This window comes from Streptomyces sp. NPDC045026 (genome assembly GCF_056432625.1).
In genome coordinates this window covers 44,073-60,684 of record NZ_JBWKIS010000003.1, presented here as the reverse complement: position 1 = coordinate 60,684, position 16,612 = coordinate 44,073, and the positions used below count along the sequence as shown (strand labels likewise).

The window sequence follows — 16,612 nt, the reverse complement described above, 5'->3', positions numbered from 1 at the left end:
CCCGGCGGCCGGTCAGTTGGCCTCGGCCGGTACGGCGGCCAGGGAGCGGGAGCGCACGACGAGCTGGGCGGCCGCCGTCACCACCAGGTTCAGGACGAGCGCGATCAGCCCCGTGTCGACCGTGCCGACGTCCACGCCCCCGAACGTGAGCCAGATCAGCACGCCGACGCCGGTCAGGATGCCGAGCAGTGCGGGCACGGCATCCAGACGGACCTTCTTCGCGAGGCCCATGACGATCGCCGGGGCGAGCTGGGTGAGGCCTCCGTAGGTGAGGAGCAGCAGGTCGGACAGGAGCCCCGGCCTGGTCAGGCCGAGCACGAGAGCGAGCGCGGCGGCGGCGATCACGCACAGGTGGTTGGTGCGCAGTTGCGTACGTTCGTTGCGCACGCTCAGCAGATTCCGGGACAGCAGGCTGGAGATGCCCACGACGATGGCCGCCGAGGGGACCATGGCGGCCGAGGCCGCGGCGACCGCGACGACGCCGACGAGCCAGCCGGGCAGGGTCTGTCCGGCGAGGGTCAGGGCGACGGAGTTCGCGGGTGAACCCGGCTTGACCAGGAGGATTCCGGCGAAGCCGACGATCACCGGAATGCCGAGGGCTATCTGGTAGAGCGGCAGCCAGACCGCGTTCTTGCGCAGGGCGCGCCCGCTGCCGGCGGCGAGGACCGGCGGCCACAGGTGGGCCATGGTGCCGAGTCCGCCGCCGATGCCGGAGATGATGACGGCCGTGACGAAGAAGGTGGCGTCATAGCCTTCCTGATTGAGCGTCAGGAGCTGTGGGTGGCTGTCCCGTACGGTCTCGAAGAGGCCTCCGATGCCACCCTTCACGGAGACCGCGACGCCGATGAACAGCACCACGAGCCCGACGATCATCAGGGCGTCCTTGAGGTAGGCGACGCGTGCGATGCCGCGGATCCCGGACCACAGGACGAAGCCGACGGTGAGGACGGTCGCGAGGACCATGCTGAGGTTGCCGCCCGTGCGGCTGCCCGTGGCGAGCTGCACGATCATGCCGAGCCCGGTGATCTGGAGCTGGAGGTAGGGCAGCAGGAAGACGGCGCCGACGACGGCGACGACCTTGCCCAGCAGGGGGCTGCGGTAGCGGTCGACGAAGAAGTCCGCCTGCGTCAAGTAGCCGCCCTCGCGCCCGAGTTCCCGCATGCGGGGCGCGGTGAAGTATTGGAGGACGAAGTTGATCGCGAGGTAGCACAGCGCGAACGCGGCGGCGACGCCTCCGCCGAAGGCGATGCCGGCGAGGCCGAGGAAGCTGAAGGTCGTGAAGGCCTCGCCCGCCTGGAGGAACCAGGTGGTGAAGGTGGAGAACTTGCGCTTCCCGACGGTCCATTCGCCGAGTTCCCCGCTGCGCGGCCTGCGCCCGCTCACGCCGACCACGGCGACGCCGACGATGCCGATGAGAGTGATGACCATGGTGGTGTTCACGCGGCGGCCCCCTCGGCCTCGTCGCGGTCGTCCGCGTGGTCCGCGTGCTGCGCGAAGTGCTCGACGAGCGCGAGCGACGCCGTCGTACCGGCCGTCCACAGCAGACACCAGGCCAGGACGGAGGGGATGCCGAACCAGAGGTACGGGCCGTTGACGAAGGGCAGGAACGGGGTGCTGAGGAAAGCCAGTACGGGCACGACGGCCCAGAGCGCGTGCGGTTTTCTCATCAGGGCTCCATACGACTGCGGAAGGTACGGCTGAGGGGGGGTACGGCTACGGGGAGGTACGGCTACGGGAGGAGGGGGCGGCGGCGACCGTGCCCGGTGGCGGCCTCGTACGCGGCGCCGGTCTCGAGCACGGTCCGCTCGGCGCGGGGCGGGCCCACGATCTGGAGGCCGACGGGAAGCCCGGCCGCGGTGAAGCCGGCGGGTACGGAGAGGGCGGGCGCGCCCAGGACCGAGACGAAGTACGCGGAGCGCATCCAGTCGAGATAGGTGTGCTGCGGCTGCCCGTCGATGACGGTCGGGTACTCCGCCTCCACGTCGAAGGGGGTGACCTGGCTGACGGGTGCGACCAGTACGTCGTAGCGCTCGAAGAAGCCGACGGCCGCGAGGTGGATACGGGCGTGCTCGGCGGTCGCGCGGGCGAGGTCGGCGCCGGTCAGGCGGCGCCCCTCCTCGATGTTCCAGACGAGGCTGTCCTTCAGCCGGGCGCGGTCGCTGTCGAGGAGCGCGCCGAGCCCCTGGTTGAACTCCTGGGCGCGCAGGGTGCGGAAGACGTCCTCGGCGCCGTCCAGGTCGGGGCAGTCCTCGACGACGGCGCAGCCGAGGTCCTCGAAGACCTCGGCCTGCCGTTCGAAGACGTCGCGCACGTCCCGGTCGACGGCGACCCGCCCGCCGAGGTCGGGCGCGAACGCCACCCGCAGCCCGGCAGTGTCCCGCCCGAGCGGCGCGCGGAAGGCGGCGCCCGGCGTCTCCAGGGAGATCGGGACGCGCGGGTCGGGCCCGGCCATGACGGACAGCAGCAGCGCGGTGTCGGCGACGGTGCGGCCCATGGGCCCGGCGACGGCGAGGGTCTCCCACAGGTTGCCGGTGGGGTGCGAGGGGACGCGGCCGGGGGTGGGGCGCAGGCCGACGACGTTGCAGAAGGACGCCGGGTTGCGCAGGGAGCCGCCCATGTCGCTGCCGTCGGCCAGCGGCTGGAACCCGGCGGCGAGCGCGGCCGCGGCCCCGCCACTGCTCCCGCCCGCCGACCGTTTCGTGTCGTACGGGTTCCTGGTCGCGCCGAAGACGGGGTTGAAGGTGTGCGAACCGGCCGCGAACTCGGGGACGTTGGTCTTCCCGATGCGGATGGCGCCCGCGTCCTGGATGCGCCGCACGAGCAGTTCGTCCTCGTCGGGGACGTGGTCGGCGAAGAGGGGCGAGCCGTGCGTGGTGCGCATGCCGCGGGTGAGGTGGGTGTCCTTGAACGCGATGGGCAGGCCGTGCAGGGGCCCGAGCTCCGCACCGCGCGCCTGGCGCTCGTCGGCGGCGGCCGCCGCGGCGAGCGCGCCCTCGGGGTCCACGGTGACGATCGCGTTGACGGCGGGGTTGAGGCGTTCGATGCGGTCGAGGTGGGCCTGGACGAGCTCACGGGCCGACAGCTCACCGCCGCGGACGCGCGCCGCGAGGTCGACGGCGTCGAGGGCGCAGAGTTCGTCGTTCACGGGAGCGGAGTCGGCGGGACCTGTGGAATCGGGCATGTCAGTCCTAGGGCAGCGGGCAGAGGGACGCGGCCGGCCGGGGCGAGGGCGACGCGTGTGGTGCACCACACTGCGGGCGCTGACGATTTCAGTCAACACCTAGGACTCTATGAACTTTTAAGACGCCATTCCCATGGGTGTGAATATTTCGGTCGCGTTACGCAGGCCGACTGGACATCGGGAACCCCACCCCGCTGCGCTTGAACGCGTCGACCACGAGATGCGACTGCACGGCCTCCACATGCCGCACCCAGGGCGAGGCGGTCAGGAACTCGTACAGCGCGGCCTTCGACGGCTGCGTCACGTCGACCAGGAGCTGGTGCTCACCCATGACCACGGCGGCGTACCGCACGAGCGGCGATTCCACGAGCAGCCGCCCCACGTTCTCGACCTCGTCGGGCCGGGTCCTGATCCACAGGAGCGCCTCGACCGGCAGACCGAGCAGCGCGGGCTCGACGGCGGCCCGGATGCTCACGCGCCCGTCCCGGGTCAGCGTCTCGACGCGGCGACGGGCGGTCGCCACGGAGACCCCGGCGACGGCGGCCAGGTCCTCGTGCGTGCGCCGCCCGTCCTCGGCGAGCGCGCCGAGGATCGCCCGCTCCTCGGGCCCGGCCCCGACCTCCGGAAGCCCGATCTCGTCGACGATCCCGGACGGCCCGCCGAGCGCCTCGATCTCACCGGCGTCCAGGATCCCCGGCGACCACTCGTGCACGGTCCTGAAGTACCGCAGCACCGGCGACACGCTCTGCGAGACGAGACCGGGCAGCGCGGGCACCTCGTCGAGCATCAAAGGCCCCAACTGCCCCTGTGGAAACTGAAGTTCGGCCACGCAGTCGACCGGCCCCGCGAGCGCATACGAAAAGATGCAGTCCGCCCGCCGGGCCGCCGCCACGGCCGCGTCCCGCACCGAGCCGGGCCGGCACGTCATCCGCAGAATCACGGTCTCGCCCCGCACGACGAGCCCGCGCACGGCCACGTCCCCGCTCTCCAGCAGCCGCAGCCCTCGCCGCGCCACCTTCCGCTCGGGTTCCCCGATGGCCGCGGCGATCCGCCGCCACGAGGCCCGCCCGTCGATCTGCAGGGCGGCGACGATGCGCCGGTCGAGGGGGTCGAGAGGGGTGGGGGCGGTCGGAGTGGGCGGTACTGGGTGCGTCACAGGACGACCCTAACGACCGGGGGCCGCCCGTACCCCTGGGTGGCGGGCGGCTCCTGCGTGCTCACTTGCCCGGCGTCGTCGGGGAAGAGGCCGGTCTGCGGCGGAGCGTCACCACCGAGACGGCCCCCAGCACGGCGACGCCGGCCACGGTCCATGGAAGCCACGATGCCGTGCCCGAACGATCTTCCCTGCCCGTGGTCGCTGCCGCGGGAGAATCGGCCGTCACGGTCGGCGCGGGCTCGGCGGATGCGGTCTGCCGGGCCTGCCGCGCCTTCGCCGCCGCGGCGTCGAGGACCAGCACGGGCGCCGGGAAGTCCGGCTCCTCGCCGCCCTTCCCCGACTCGTTCCAGTTGACGACGGACCCGTCCGAGTACGTCTGGGCCACGTCGAAGGTGAGGCTCGGCTCCTTCGGCAACGGGCCCACCCGTACGTCGAAGTAGCGGTGCGCGTCGGGCTTGAGCTCGTGGCCGGCCGTCGCGGTCCACACGATGTGGGTGGCCCCGTCCGGCGCGGACGGGGCCCGCCGCGGCGTCCACCCGGTGGCCGGGGGGACGGCGGTGGGCGTGACGCCCTTCGGGAGTGTGACGTCGAGGCGGACGGTGGTGACGTCCGCCTTCTCCGAGGGGACCCGGAAGCGCAGCTCGGCCGGGTGTCCCTCCTTCGCTCCGTCGGAGAAGACCCGGACGTGGGCCGAGGCCGGACCCGCGAGGAGGAGGAGGAGCGACCCCGCGGTCGCTGCCAGCACGGCCGCGGTCTGGTGCGCGCGTCGCCGGGAGCGACCGCGAGGTGGGGGTGTCATGGCGGGGTGAGCCCTTCAGCAGCAGTCGCAGTAGAGGAGGTCGGCGGCCTCGACCGCGTCGTCCGAGCCGGGGTGCATGGCGGAGGCGGCGGCCGCCATCTGCGCGAGGGTCTGGGCGGTGGCCTTGCCCTTCGAAGCGAGGGAGACGCTCGCACCGTCGAAGTCGGCGAAGGCGAGCACCTGGGCCGCGTTGCCCGAGGAGTCCGTGGTGAAGGACAGCAGCGGGATCCTGCCGCCGTCCTTCTGGACCGCGTACGCCTGGTAGGTGGTGGTCGGCCGGAGGTCCCGCGCCTGGAGCTGGATCATGTCGAGCCCGCTGACCGGCCGGACCGTGGCCTCCAGGCGGCGGCCCCTGTTTCCGGAGCGCGTGGTCTCGCCCGGGGTCCCGTCGGGCAGGGTGGTGGACACGTTGCGCGGCGTCGAACCCAGGCCCTGGCGGCCGAGGTTGGCCGCCGAGCCGGCCGGCGCCGCGTTCGGCACGTAGACGAGGGCCTGGGGCTCCTGCCCGACGCCCAGCGTGCTGACGACCTTGTTGGTGGCCGTGTCGATGACGTCGACCGTGTCGGACTTCTCCATGCCCACGTACATGCGGGTGCCGTCGCCGGCCGGCCAGATGCCGTGCGGCGCGTGTCCGGAGTTGTGGATGCGGGTGACCAGGTGCGGTGTGCCGCCCGGTTCACGGCGGTAGACGACGGTCTCGTCGAGGCCGCCGACGGTCTGGTAGACGAACGAACCCGCCTTGGTGTCGGCGAAGTTGGGGTGGTTGGAGTCGGGACCGGTCTTCAGTACGGCCGCGACCCTGCGGTGCTTGAGGTCGATGACACTGGTGAGCCCCACGCGCTTGTGCGTCGCCCACAGCTCCGTGCCGTCGGGCGAGATCGCCTCGTCCGAGGAGAAGGAGTCGCCGAGTCCCTTGACGGTGTGAAGGACCTTGTGGGACTTCACGTCGACGGCGGTGATCTCGGGGGCGCTGATGTGGTTGATGTAGGCCGTCCCGCCGTCGGGGCTGAGCACGACCTTGGACGGCCCGGGGCCGACCTTGATGGTGCTGACGACCCCGCCGTGCACGGCGTCGACGATCGTGACGGTGTCACGCCCCCGGTCGGCGACCCAGAACTGCTTGCCGTCCGCGGTGAACGTGCCCTCGTGCGAGGCCCGGCCGACATCGGTCTCGTTGACCACCTTGTTGGTGGCCGTGTCGATGATGTCGACCGTGTTGCTCGTGACGCTGACCACGCCCAGGCGCTTGTCGTCGCGGGAGAACGCCAGGCCGTGCACACCGACGTTGTCCGTGTACTGGGGGCTGAGGGTGGCCCCGAGCCGCTGGGCACCCAGAGCGATGGTGCCGAGGGTCTTCTCGGTGGACGGGTCGATGACCGTGACGGTGTTGGACGTCTGGTCGGCGGTGTACACGCGGTCGCGGCCCGAGACGGGTACGGACACCGACGTACCGTCGCCCGCCGTGGTCCGCGTCGCGGTGTGGTGGGCGGCGACCGGGTGGTCTGCGGCCGGGTGCGCCGGCTGGGCCTGGGCGACACTCACGACGCCGAAGGCCGTGGCGCCGATGCCGGTCAGCACCGCGACGGCACCTGCGGCACTCCTGAACGAAATCACTGAAAAACCTCCATGAAGGCGCGCCCATGGGCGCGTTGGGGCGAGGAGCCGGCCGCGGCCGGCCTTCCTGGTGCGGCGGGCGCTCCCGCGTCAGGTGGCGCGGCGGGGGCGCACGGCGGCCTGGCCGATGAAGTGCCCGTCGGCGTCCTGCACGTACAGGGTGGTGATGGAGTCCTTGGACATGGCGGTGGTCATGCGGACGCGCAGGGGGGCGCCGTCGCGGGTGGCCGCGCGCACACTGCCCGCCTGTACGCGGACGCCGCGTGCGTCACCGGTCATCAGCCGGTAGGTGCCGCCGTCCCGCAGTCCGGACAGCGACACCGGGATCTCGGTGCCCCAGGGGTGGGACACCATCGCGCCCTCCTGCGCGACCCGCACCGACGCGACGGACGGGTGCGTCCCGTCGCCGGAGGTCGCCACGACGGTCACGAGCCCGGCGCACGCCGCGAGCGTCAGGGACGCGATACCGACCGCGGCCCGTCGGCGGAGCCGCCCCGGCCGCCGGTCGGGGTCGGGGGTAGGGCCGGGGCAGGCCGGGGAAAGGGCACCCGGGATGCGCGGGGAGTCCGCGCGTTCGAAGGTGCGCACCACCCGGCGCACTCCCTCCGCCTCCTGCGCGCAGCCCTCGCACGATGCCACGTGGCGGGCGAGCGGAGCGGGCAACGGCCTTCCCAGGAGCAGGAGTTCGGTGACCTCCTCGCGGATGGCGGTGCAGACGTCGTTCATGGTGCCAGCCATCCGTTCTCGTCGAGGATGCCGCGCAGGGCGCGGATGCCGTGGTACAGGCGGCTGCGGGCACTGGAGGCCGGGATGCCGAGTTCCTCGGCCAGTTCGGCGCAGGTCCGGCCCAGGAAGTACACCTCGACGACCGCCTCCCGGTGCCGCGAGGGCAGCCGGTCCAGCGCCTCCCGCATCTCTATCCGCGCCAGCAGCTGGTCGTACGGGTCGACATCCGCGCTCTCACCCGCCGACTCCGCCTCGCCCTGGCCGGCCGGGGCCGGCCGCGCCGCCCGGTAGCGCCGTGCGTCCACGATCGCGTTGCGGGCTATCGCGTACAGCCAGGTCCGCAGGCTCCCGCGGCGGGCGTCGAAGGACTCCGAGGAACGCCAGGCCCGCAGGAACACCTCCTGTACGACCTCCTCCGCCAACTGCGCGTCACCGAGCGCGTTGCGGGCGAAGCCCAGCAGTTCGCCCCCGTACTCGCTGTAGGCGGCCCGCACGCCCTGCTCGCTGCACAGGGCTGCCTCGTCGGACCTCCTCCGGCGCCCACGCCCCGTCCGGACACCCACTACGAGCGCCCACCGTTCCCGGCGTCCCACACGTCCATCCGACAACCTCCTGTCCCGTCAGTCCCGTCAGTCCCGTCTGTCCCGCCATGCGTTGTGTCGCGAGGGGATACGGGGGCTCCGCCCGCAGTGTTGACGGACACCGATGTGGCCCGCGTCACTGCGGAGGCCGAAGGAACCGGACGCCGGGGCACGTTGGTGCGGAACAGGCGGATCAGGAGGCCGGGGCAACGTTGATGCAGATCAGGACGCCGGGGCACCGTTGATACGGAAGGGCACCTCGACCACGTCGGAGGCGACTCCGAGCGCCCTCAGGTCCTTCGCGTCGATCCTGCCGTCGTGGTTCGCGTCCCGGATCACGGAGGGCGCGTCGTTGTAGATCCCGTCATGGTTCAGGTCGTCGACGACGGCGACCGTCAGGACGCTGTCGACGTCCTTGCCCGCGATGGAGTCGCCGACGATCCAGGTGTCCCACAACTCGGTCTCGTGCGCGGTGCGGTTGGTGACACCGGTGAGGTTGAACAGGTTGGCGAGGTTCGTGCCGGGCCCGGAGAACGGCGCGGCGGCGGTGACCGTCGAGTCGAGGACGACGAGGCCGGGGTTGCGGTCGTCCGCGCCGGGCGAGAACGCGCCGGGGAAGGGCGCCGTGTTGCCGTGCGCGGCGGGGCCGGTCAGCTGCGGGCCGGTGAACCCCGTCTGCCGGAGGGTCTTGCCGTGGAAGGACAGCTCAAGGTCCACGAACCAGCCCTTGCCGTCGGCGCCCGCGTTGTCGCCGCGCTCCGGCGCGAACACCTCGATCGACACCGGTGCGGCGTGCGAGGGCCTGGAGTGGGAGGAGGCCGCGCCCGCGGTCGGCGAATGCGGTGTCGCCGCACTGGCGGTCGGCAGGAAGGCCGTGACGCCACCGGCGGCGGCCGCGAGGGCGGCACCGCCCAGGAGGATGCGGCGGACCTTCTTCGTGTGCTGCATGGGGGTTCCTTTCGTCTGTGGCAGGCAGGCGGGCGGGCGGGGCGCGTCAGCTGCCGTCACCGGCGGCGGACGCGGTGATCTTGGTGCCCTTCGGGCTCACCGCGTGCCAGACGCCCTTGAGGCCCTGTCCCTTGGTGTCGCCCGCGGCGCTGTCGCCCGCGAACAGGTACACAGGGGCGGAGTCGACGGTGAGCTGGCGGGTGCCGTCCTTGCGGGTGATCGAGCCGAGCAGGCTCGCGTCGACGCCGTCGGCGTGGGTGGTGGCGGGCACCGGGGGCCACTTGGCGGCACAGTCCTTGTAGCAGGACGAGCCGCCGGGGGTGGTGGCGTCCTTGTCGAAGACGTAGAGGGTGCGGCCGGCGCCGTTGACCAGCAGCCCGCCCAGCGCCGACGACTGCGAGACACCGACGCCGCCCGCGCCGTCCGCCGATGCGCTCGGCGAGGCGGGCGCGCTCGACGGAGCGGCCTTCTCCTTCGCGGGCTTCGACGCGGCGGAGTCGGACGTCCCGCCGCCGGAGGAGCCGGAGGAGCCGGAGGAGCCGGAGGAGCCGGAGGAGCAGGCGGTGGCGAGGACGGCCAGGGCGAGGCCGGCCGCCGCGAGGGCGGGGGTGCGCAGGTCGCGAATCATGGTGCTCTCTCTTTCTCGATGGTGTGGAAACAGCCGTTCGGGCATGCCGGAGCAGCCCACGGCGGGGTGCGCCCGCGACCGCGGTGGTGGCGGTGCCGGGCGGGATCTATGAGGGAGGTGGCATGCCCGCCGGGTCGGCGGGCGTCGCCATCGGTGTTGGAGGTGGCCTGCCCGCCGGGTCGGCGGGCATCGCCCTCAGGACGGGCGGACGGTGGCCAGCACGCGGCCCGAGCGGTCGAGGACCGACAGGGAGCGGATGTGTCCGGGGGGTACGGAGCTGGCGCCGGTGACCTTGGCCACGGCGCCCGGCGTCGCCCCCCAGGTGGCGGCCTGCTGCGTATGTCCGTCGTCCGAGGCAACCCGGAGGGTGAAGGAGCCGGTGACGGGCAGGTGGCGCAGGTCGATGTCGACCGCCGTTCCCCAGGGCTTCGCGGTGAGCCTGGCCTCACCGGAAACGCGAGCGCCGGAAGCGGCGACGAAGGTCCACGCGGGTTCGCCGCCGGCCGGCCCACCTCGCGTGAGGATGCCGCCGAGCAGCGCGACCGCACACAACGCGGCGGCCAGGGCGAACCAGCGCGCCGGCGCCCTCCACCGCCCCTGCCGCGCCGCCGACTCCCGGAGCGACGGCTCGCCCGGGGGTCGGCCTCCGGCGGACGGCTCGCCCAGGGGCCGCCCTCCCGCGGACGACTCGCGGACGGGCCGCTCTGCCGACGGCGGCTCCCGGCGCGGCGGTTCCCCGAAGGACCTTTCCTCGGTGGGCCGTTCCTGGACGGGCCGCTCCCCCAAGGGAGACTTCCGGCCGAGCTGTTGCCTCAAAGGGTGTTCTTCCGCAGCCGGTTCCCCGACCGACGACTCCCCTACGGGCGACTCCCCGACGAACGGCTCCCGGCCGAACGGCCCCCCTACGGGCGCACCGTCGGCAGACGGTCCCGGGATGCCCGGATCCGACGCGAACGGCACCCCGAACGGCGCCCCTGACGGCCCCCCGGCAAAGCTCCGCGGGACGAGCCCGGAGCCCGGCAGGGTCGTCCGTCGGAGCAGGCCGAGCACTGGCGTCAGGCCCGCCAGCTCGTCCCGGCACTCGGTGCAGCCCGTCAAGTGCCTCTCGAACAGGCGGCGTTCGCGCTCTTCGAGACCGCCCAGGACGTAGGCGCCCACCAGTGTGTGCACCTCGGTGTGACCGCTGTTCACCGCATGACCCCCATCTCCTCGAAGGCCGCCCGCAGGCTGCGCACCGCGTAGTAGGCCCGGGACTTCACCGTGCCCTCGGGCACGGTCAGCCGACGCGCCGCCTCGGCCACGCTCACCCCGTCGTAGTACAGCAGCTGGACCACGGCCCGGTGGTCGGCGGTCAGTCGTTCCAGGGCGGCGGCGACGAGTTGTGCCTCCAACGCGGCCTCGATGTCGTCGTGGGCGGACACCTGGTGGATCGCCCGGTCGTCGCTGACGGTGGCGGGACGCACCTGCGTCGCCCGCCATCTGTCGGTGACGACGTTGCGTGCGACGGTGAAGAGGTAGGAACGCGCGGTGTCCAGGTCGACCCGTTCGATCGTGCGCCAGGCCCGCAAGAGCGTCTCCTGCACCACGTCCTCGGCCTCGTCGCGCCCGTCGACGTAGCGCAGCACGAATGCCACCAGCACGTCGTAGTGATCGCGGTGCAACGCGGTCATCAGTCGCTCTTCCGGTGAGGGCACCGGCATCGATCCGCCTCCTGAGGTCCGGGGACGCGGAGGGCGTCCTGCCGAGAGCGTGTACGAACCGTTGTGCACTCCGGTTCAACACACACCCGGTCTGTTCGGCGACCGGGACCTGGAGCATGCTCCTGCCGTGCCACGCGCAGGTGATCGCGGCGCCGCGGACCATCCGCCGGAGAAAGCCTCGTAGGGCTCAGTCCTCGATCACCGGATCGCACGGCGAGAGGAACGGGTCCAGGCGCTCCTCGACGCCCCCCCTGCGCACGACGCGCACCCGGAACGCGTTGTCGGCGTTCGGGATGTCGCCTTCGTCGGAGCGGTCGTGGAGCAGCCCCCACGAGCCGGGGAAGCGGCGTGCGATGTACGCCACCAGTTCGTCCAGCTGCCCGGCCTCGTAGCCGATGTGGTTCGTGTGACCGGCGGCCGTGACGACGGGCAGCCCGTTGAAGACGTCGAGCACGACCTTGCAGCTGGAGGACCACTGGACCGCGTCGATCCGCGCACGCAGCTCCTCGACCCCTGACCTCAGAGACTGCGGGTCGTCCTCGTACGGGTCCTCGGAGATACCGAACCAGCCATGGAACTCGTACATGCCCTCACTCCAGCGGAGTCGTGTCGATCACCGGCTCGACGCCGTACCGGCGCCCGTATTCCTGGAGCTTATCGATCACGCCTGGTCCGGGCGGTCCGTCGAACTGGAAGTACGGCGTGCGGCCGCTCTGGATCGCCGCCTCGAACGTGGCTTGCGCCTGCTTGCGGAACTTCTTGTTCAGGGTGAAGTCCGCGGGCTTCGCCTGGGCCACGTACTCGTCGCTGATCGCGTCGAACTCACGTCCGTCCGGGTCGTTCTCGAACCTCCTGCGGGGCTCTCCGCCGAGCTTCTCGGCCAGCTTGTCCGCGTCGGGGTCGGGCTTGTTGACCTCGTGGAGTTCGCCGAGCCCCCCGTTGTCCTCGTACGGCGCGAGGCCCAGCGGATCGCTGAACCGGTGCGGGTTGTGCACGTACGCCGTCGGGTTGGGCGCGGGCGCGAGGCCCAGCGGGTCGGGCGTGACGTACCGGGCGGTCTGCGGGTCGTAGTAGCGGTGGTGGTTGTAGTGGAGGCCGGTCTCCGGGTCGAAGTACTGGCCGGGGAACCGCAGTGGTGTGTAGGCGGACGCGTCGGCGTTCCACGTCGTGATGCCCCACAGCGTGGTGCGGCTCTGCCAGGCGATGCGCCCGTCCTCGTCGATGAGCTCGGTCGGGGTACCGATGAGGTCGGTCGCGATCGCGAAGAACCGTGCGTCGATCTCCCGCTGCGTGGCCGCGTCGGTGAGCCGTTCGGTCTGGGCGACAGGGGTCAGGCCGTCATGGTCCCAGCTCAGCGTCGTCCGGTGAGGCAGCTCGCCGGGGAGCTCCGTGGTCTGCTCGGCGAGCACGGGACCGTCCCAGACGAAGCGCGTGCGCTCGGCCACCGCCTCGCCGTCGGCCGCCATGCGCTCCTTGGCGACGCGCCGGCCGAGCGGGTCGTACCGGTAGCGCCACAGGGTGCCGTCCGGGGTCGTGACCTCGGTGAGCCGGTCCTCGGCGTCGTACGCGTACGTCCACACGTCACGCTTCTTCGACAGCCGGGTCTTCGAGCGGCGGATCAGCCGGCCGGCGTCGTCGTACACGTAGCGGTTGGCCCCGGCCTCCGTGATCCGGGTGCCGGTGTAGGAGCGTTCGCCGCGCGCGTCGCCGCCGGCGTGGCGGTCCGGCCAGGCGGCGGAGACGTTGTTGCCGCCGCTGTCGTACGCGTAGGACTCGCTCCACCGGTCGGCCGATACGGCGGTGACCCGGCCCGTCACGTCCAGGCCGAAGCGGCGCGGGCCGCGCAGGGCGTCGTCGACCTCGACGAGATAGCCGTCCTCACGGTACGTGTACGTCCGCAGGTTCAGCCGGTGGGCACCGCGCGCGATCTCCTGGGCGGTGAGCCGGCCCGCGGCGTCCCAGTCCGACGTCAGCGTCAGCGTCTCCCCGACGCTGCGGGTCAGTTCGCGCCCCGCGGCATCACGCGTGAACACGATGTCGTGGCCCGCGACGGTCAGCGCGGCGGCGCGGCCCGCGCTGTCGTGCGTGTACGAGGTGACATGGCCGCTCGGGGTGGTGCGCCGGGTGCGGCGCCCGGCCGCGTCGTACGAGAACGTCAGCGCGCGCCCGTCGGTCAGCTCGGTCTTGACGTGGCCCCGGCGGTCGTACGCGTACGTCAGCTCCGCGTCAGGCCCGACGGCCCGCAGCAGCCGGCCCGCGGGGTCGTACTCGTACGTCGTCACGGCACCGCCGGCGTCCTTGCGGACGACCTGGCCGAGCAGGTCCCGCTCGTAGCGGACGGCCGCGCCGAGCGGGGTGGTGCGGGTCAGCACCCGGCCGAGCGGATCGACGTCGTAGGTGAGGGTGCGGCCGTCGAAGTCGGTCTCGGCGACGAGGTTGCCGACCGGGTCGTAGGTGTAACTCCAGTGCAGGCCAAGGGGGTTGCGGACCTCGGTGAGGCGCAGCTCGGTGTCGTGCGTGAACTCGTGGCGGGTGCCGTCGGGGTCGGTGCGGGCCGTGAGCAGGTCGAAGTGGGTGTACTCGAAGGCCGTGGTGCCGCCCTCGGGGTCGGTGTGGCGGACGCAGTTGCCCTCGCCGTCGTACGTCCACGACTCCACGGCGCCGTCCGGGCCGGTGAACCGCGCGAGCCGGCCCTCGGGGGTCCACTCGAAGCGGGCGACGGCGCCGCTCGGTCCGGTGCGCTCGGTGATCCGGCCGAAGGCGTCCCGCACGTACGCCGTCGTGCCGCCGTCCGGGGCCGTCTGAGCCATGAGAAGGCCCGCGGCATTGTGGCGCAGCAGGGTCGTGGCGCCTGGGGGTCCCCCCACTCGCGGGGGCGGGTCGGTGACCGAGGTGACGTGGCCGAGCACGTCGTGGGTGTATCGGGTGGTACGTCCGGCGGGGTTGGTGATCGCGACCCGGTTGCCGCGTTCGTCGAACTCCTGCTTCCAGCGCAGCCCACCCGGCTGGACCAGCTCGACCGGGCGGCCTTCGCTGTCGTAGGCCGCCGTCTGCACGCTGCCGTCGGGACGGGTCGTCGAGACGAGACGGCCCTCGTCGTCCCAGCGGAACTCGGTGCGCGCGCCGAGAGGGTCGGTACGGGACAGCAGTCGGTCGTCGCGGTCGTACGTGTACCGGATCGTCGCACCCCCGGGCCAGGCCTCGGCGACGACCTGGAGGTGGCTGTTGACCCCGTAGCGCCAGGTGTGGCCGAGGGAGTCGGTGACCGTGGTGATGGTCAGGCCCGTGTCGGGGTGCGGGTCGCTGTAGTGGAACTCCGAACGCAGATGCCCTTCGGCACCGGTCTGGGACACACACCGGTCCCCGTCGTCGTACACGAAGCTGTAGCTGGAGCCGTTCGTGTCGGTCCAGGCGGCGATGCGGCCTTCGGTGTCGTAGGCGAACCGGGTGGGGATGCCGGAGGACTTGGTGACCTCGGTGAGATGGCCTTCCTCGCTGTATCCGTACCTGGCGATCTCGGTGCCGCCGAGGCTCAGCGAGGTGATCCGGCGGTTCTCCGTGGTGAACGTGAGGCGGTAGCCCCCCGAGTGAGTGAGGGCGAGCGGGGCGCCCTCCTCGTCGTACTCGGCGATGATCGTGCGCCCGTCGCGGTCGGCGATCTCGGCGAGCGGCGCGGTGCCGTTGTCTCCCGGCTCGGCGCCGGGCGGGGCGAGGAAGTGCCGGACGACGCCCGTGTCCGGGTCGGTGAGCGTGTAACTGCCGTCGGTGTGCCGTTCCAGCGGCCGGCGCGGCCCCGCCACGGGGAGCACCGGTGTGCCGGGGGCCGGGTGCGGATACGGGACGAGCAGGTTGTCCTCACCGTGGAAGACGACACCGATCGGATCGACGGTCAGGCGCTGGTCGATCGTCGACGACCAGCTCTCGCCGAACCACCGGCCCGCCCGGTACGAGGACTCGAAGTCCCTGCGGAACAGCAGCGGCAGGCTGCCCGGCAGAGCCACGTCCTCCTGCGGCAGGAACATGCGGCCGGTCGCGAAGTCCACGGGCTCACGGCCGCACCGCTTGCCGTCGGGCCTGCGGATGGTCTCCCTGAGCCTCTTGGCGCGGCGCGCCTTGGCGGCATCCGCGAGCTCGTCCGTGAGTCTCGCGCCCTTCGCGGCGGCTCCGGCGCCACCCGTCGCGGCGGTGAGGATCGCGTCCGGCACCATCGTGCCGAGCCCTTCCGCCGGGTCCTTCATGAAGTCGTCCAGCATCTGCTTGCCGGTGCCCCAGGGGTCGTTGGCGACCTGGACGAGTCCGGCGACGGTGCTGTTGAGGTTCATGACGTAGTCGGCGGGATGCGTGATGTTGTACGGGTCCATCGGGTTGAGGCCCCGGACGAAGTTCACGATGCCCGTGGCGCCCTTGACCACGCCCATCGTGAAGTGGGTCTTCATCAGTTCGTACTCGTCGAGCCCGTCCTTCAGCTGTTCGCCGTAGGAGGGCTTGGGCGGGGCCGCGTCCCGGGCCTTCTGCACGGCTTTGCGGGCGGGCTCCGCGGCGGAGTTCCGCTGCTTGCGCGCCTCGGCGAGGATGTCCTGCGCCTCCTGCATCAGCGCCTTGCCCGGGTCGGAGAACTCGCCCGGCTTCGCCGGCAGCGTGGCGGGATCACGCTTGTCGGCGGGCATCGCGTTGTACTTGTCGACGGCGTCGTTGTAGCCGTCGACCTTCTTCTTGTGCGCGTCCAGGGCGTCAGCCGAGGACTTCGTGCCTTCCTTCCACTTGTCGATCGCGAGCTGCGCCTGACCCTGCGCCCAGGTCACCGTGTCCGCGAACGACTCCAAGGACTTCGTCGCTTCTTCGAACGCGTCCGCACCCTTGTACCACTTGGACGGCTCCGGCTTCACCGTCCTGCGGAACGCGTCCGCCGCCTGGCCCTGCAGGGAGTCCGAGTCGAGCCCTTCGAGACCGAGGCCGACGTCGTTGAACGAATCCGTGAGGTCACGCAGGTGGGAGGCGGTGGAACGCAGCTTGCCCGGCGAGCCGTAGATGAGCTTGGTCTTGTCCTCGGTCTGCCCGAGGTCCATCTCGTCGACCTCGGCACCCATCCGGTTCGCCAGTGAACGCGACTGCTCGCGCACCCAGTCCGCACCGGACTCCCAGCCGACGTCATCGAGCCGGTCCGCCGCCCAGTCACCGGCGTCCTCGACCCGGTTGCCGGCCCACTCGACGCCGTCCTCGACCGCGTCCTCGACGACATCCGGCGTGAGGTCACTGACAATGTCCCCGATGCCCATGGG

General features: G+C 72.0%; 14 protein-coding genes. All 14 read right to left on the bottom strand.

Features of this window, described 5'->3' with window-relative positions:
• Positions 1–12: 12 nt before the first annotated feature.
• Positions 13–1,440, bottom strand: a complete 1,428-nt coding sequence (locus AC07EJ_RS07685) for a sodium:solute symporter family protein (RefSeq protein ID WP_389478460.1) — start codon at positions 1,438–1,440, stop codon at positions 13–15.
• Entirely contained in the window at positions 1,437–1,667 is a 231-nt protein-coding gene (locus AC07EJ_RS07680; RefSeq protein ID WP_389478458.1) for a hypothetical protein, read from the bottom strand. Before AC07EJ_RS07680 ends, AC07EJ_RS07685 begins: the two co-directional genes overlap by 4 nt.
• A 62-nt stretch (positions 1,668–1,729) precedes the next feature.
• Positions 1,730–3,181, bottom strand: a complete 1,452-nt coding sequence (locus tag AC07EJ_RS07675) for an amidase (RefSeq protein WP_389478456.1) — start codon at positions 3,179–3,181, stop codon at positions 1,730–1,732.
• 157 nt (positions 3,182–3,338) lie between these two features.
• Positions 3,339–4,337 carry an AsnC family transcriptional regulator gene (locus AC07EJ_RS07670; RefSeq protein WP_389478455.1) on the bottom strand — a complete coding sequence of 333 codons (999 nt, stop codon included), beginning with the start codon at positions 4,335–4,337 and terminating at the stop codon, positions 3,339–3,341.
• 61 nt (positions 4,338–4,398) lie between these two features.
• Positions 4,399–5,082: a DUF1775 domain-containing protein gene (locus AC07EJ_RS07665; protein WP_478883945.1), complete on the bottom strand. Its 684-nt coding sequence runs from the start codon at positions 5,080–5,082 to the stop codon at positions 4,399–4,401.
• Between the two features lie 69 nt (positions 5,083–5,151).
• The gene (locus AC07EJ_RS07660) at positions 5,152–6,750 is read right to left on the bottom strand and encodes a YncE family protein (RefSeq protein WP_478883944.1); all 1,599 of its coding nucleotides are present in this window, start codon (positions 6,748–6,750) and stop codon (positions 5,152–5,154) included.
• A gap of 90 nt (positions 6,751–6,840) precedes the next feature.
• Positions 6,841–7,488 (bottom strand): hypothetical protein, encoded by a 648-nt coding sequence (locus tag AC07EJ_RS07655; protein WP_389478451.1) that lies wholly within the window; start codon positions 7,486–7,488, stop codon positions 6,841–6,843.
• Positions 7,473–8,069 (bottom strand): sigma-70 family RNA polymerase sigma factor, encoded by a 597-nt coding sequence (locus tag AC07EJ_RS07650; protein ID WP_389478450.1) that lies wholly within the window; start codon positions 8,067–8,069, stop codon positions 7,473–7,475. The genes AC07EJ_RS07655 and AC07EJ_RS07650 overlap by 16 nt, the downstream gene beginning before the upstream one ends.
• A gap of 210 nt (positions 8,070–8,279) precedes the next feature.
• Positions 8,280–9,005 carry a hypothetical protein gene (locus AC07EJ_RS07645; protein ID WP_478883943.1) on the bottom strand — a complete coding sequence of 242 codons (726 nt, stop codon included), beginning with the start codon at positions 9,003–9,005 and terminating at the stop codon, positions 8,280–8,282.
• A 46-nt stretch (positions 9,006–9,051) separates the two neighbouring features.
• Positions 9,052–9,633 carry a COG4315 family predicted lipoprotein gene (locus tag AC07EJ_RS07640; protein ID WP_478883942.1) on the bottom strand — a complete coding sequence of 194 codons (582 nt, stop codon included), beginning with the start codon at positions 9,631–9,633 and terminating at the stop codon, positions 9,052–9,054.
• 195 nt (positions 9,634–9,828) lie between these two features.
• Positions 9,829–10,824, bottom strand: coding sequence for a zf-HC2 domain-containing protein (locus AC07EJ_RS07635; protein WP_389478445.1), 996 nt, complete (start codon positions 10,822–10,824; stop codon positions 9,829–9,831).
• Entirely contained in the window at positions 10,821–11,303 is a 483-nt protein-coding gene (locus AC07EJ_RS07630) for a sigma-70 family RNA polymerase sigma factor (RefSeq protein ID WP_389478444.1), read from the bottom strand. The genes AC07EJ_RS07635 and AC07EJ_RS07630 overlap by 4 nt, the downstream gene beginning before the upstream one ends.
• Before the next feature lie 217 nt (positions 11,304–11,520).
• Positions 11,521–11,919, bottom strand: a complete 399-nt coding sequence (locus AC07EJ_RS07625) for an Imm7 family immunity protein (RefSeq protein WP_389478442.1) — start codon at positions 11,917–11,919, stop codon at positions 11,521–11,523.
• A gap of 4 nt (positions 11,920–11,923) precedes the next feature.
• Positions 11,924–16,609, bottom strand: coding sequence for a putative T7SS-secreted protein (locus tag AC07EJ_RS07620; RefSeq protein WP_389478441.1), 4,686 nt, complete (start codon positions 16,607–16,609; stop codon positions 11,924–11,926).
• Positions 16,610–16,612: the final 3 nt, after the last annotated feature.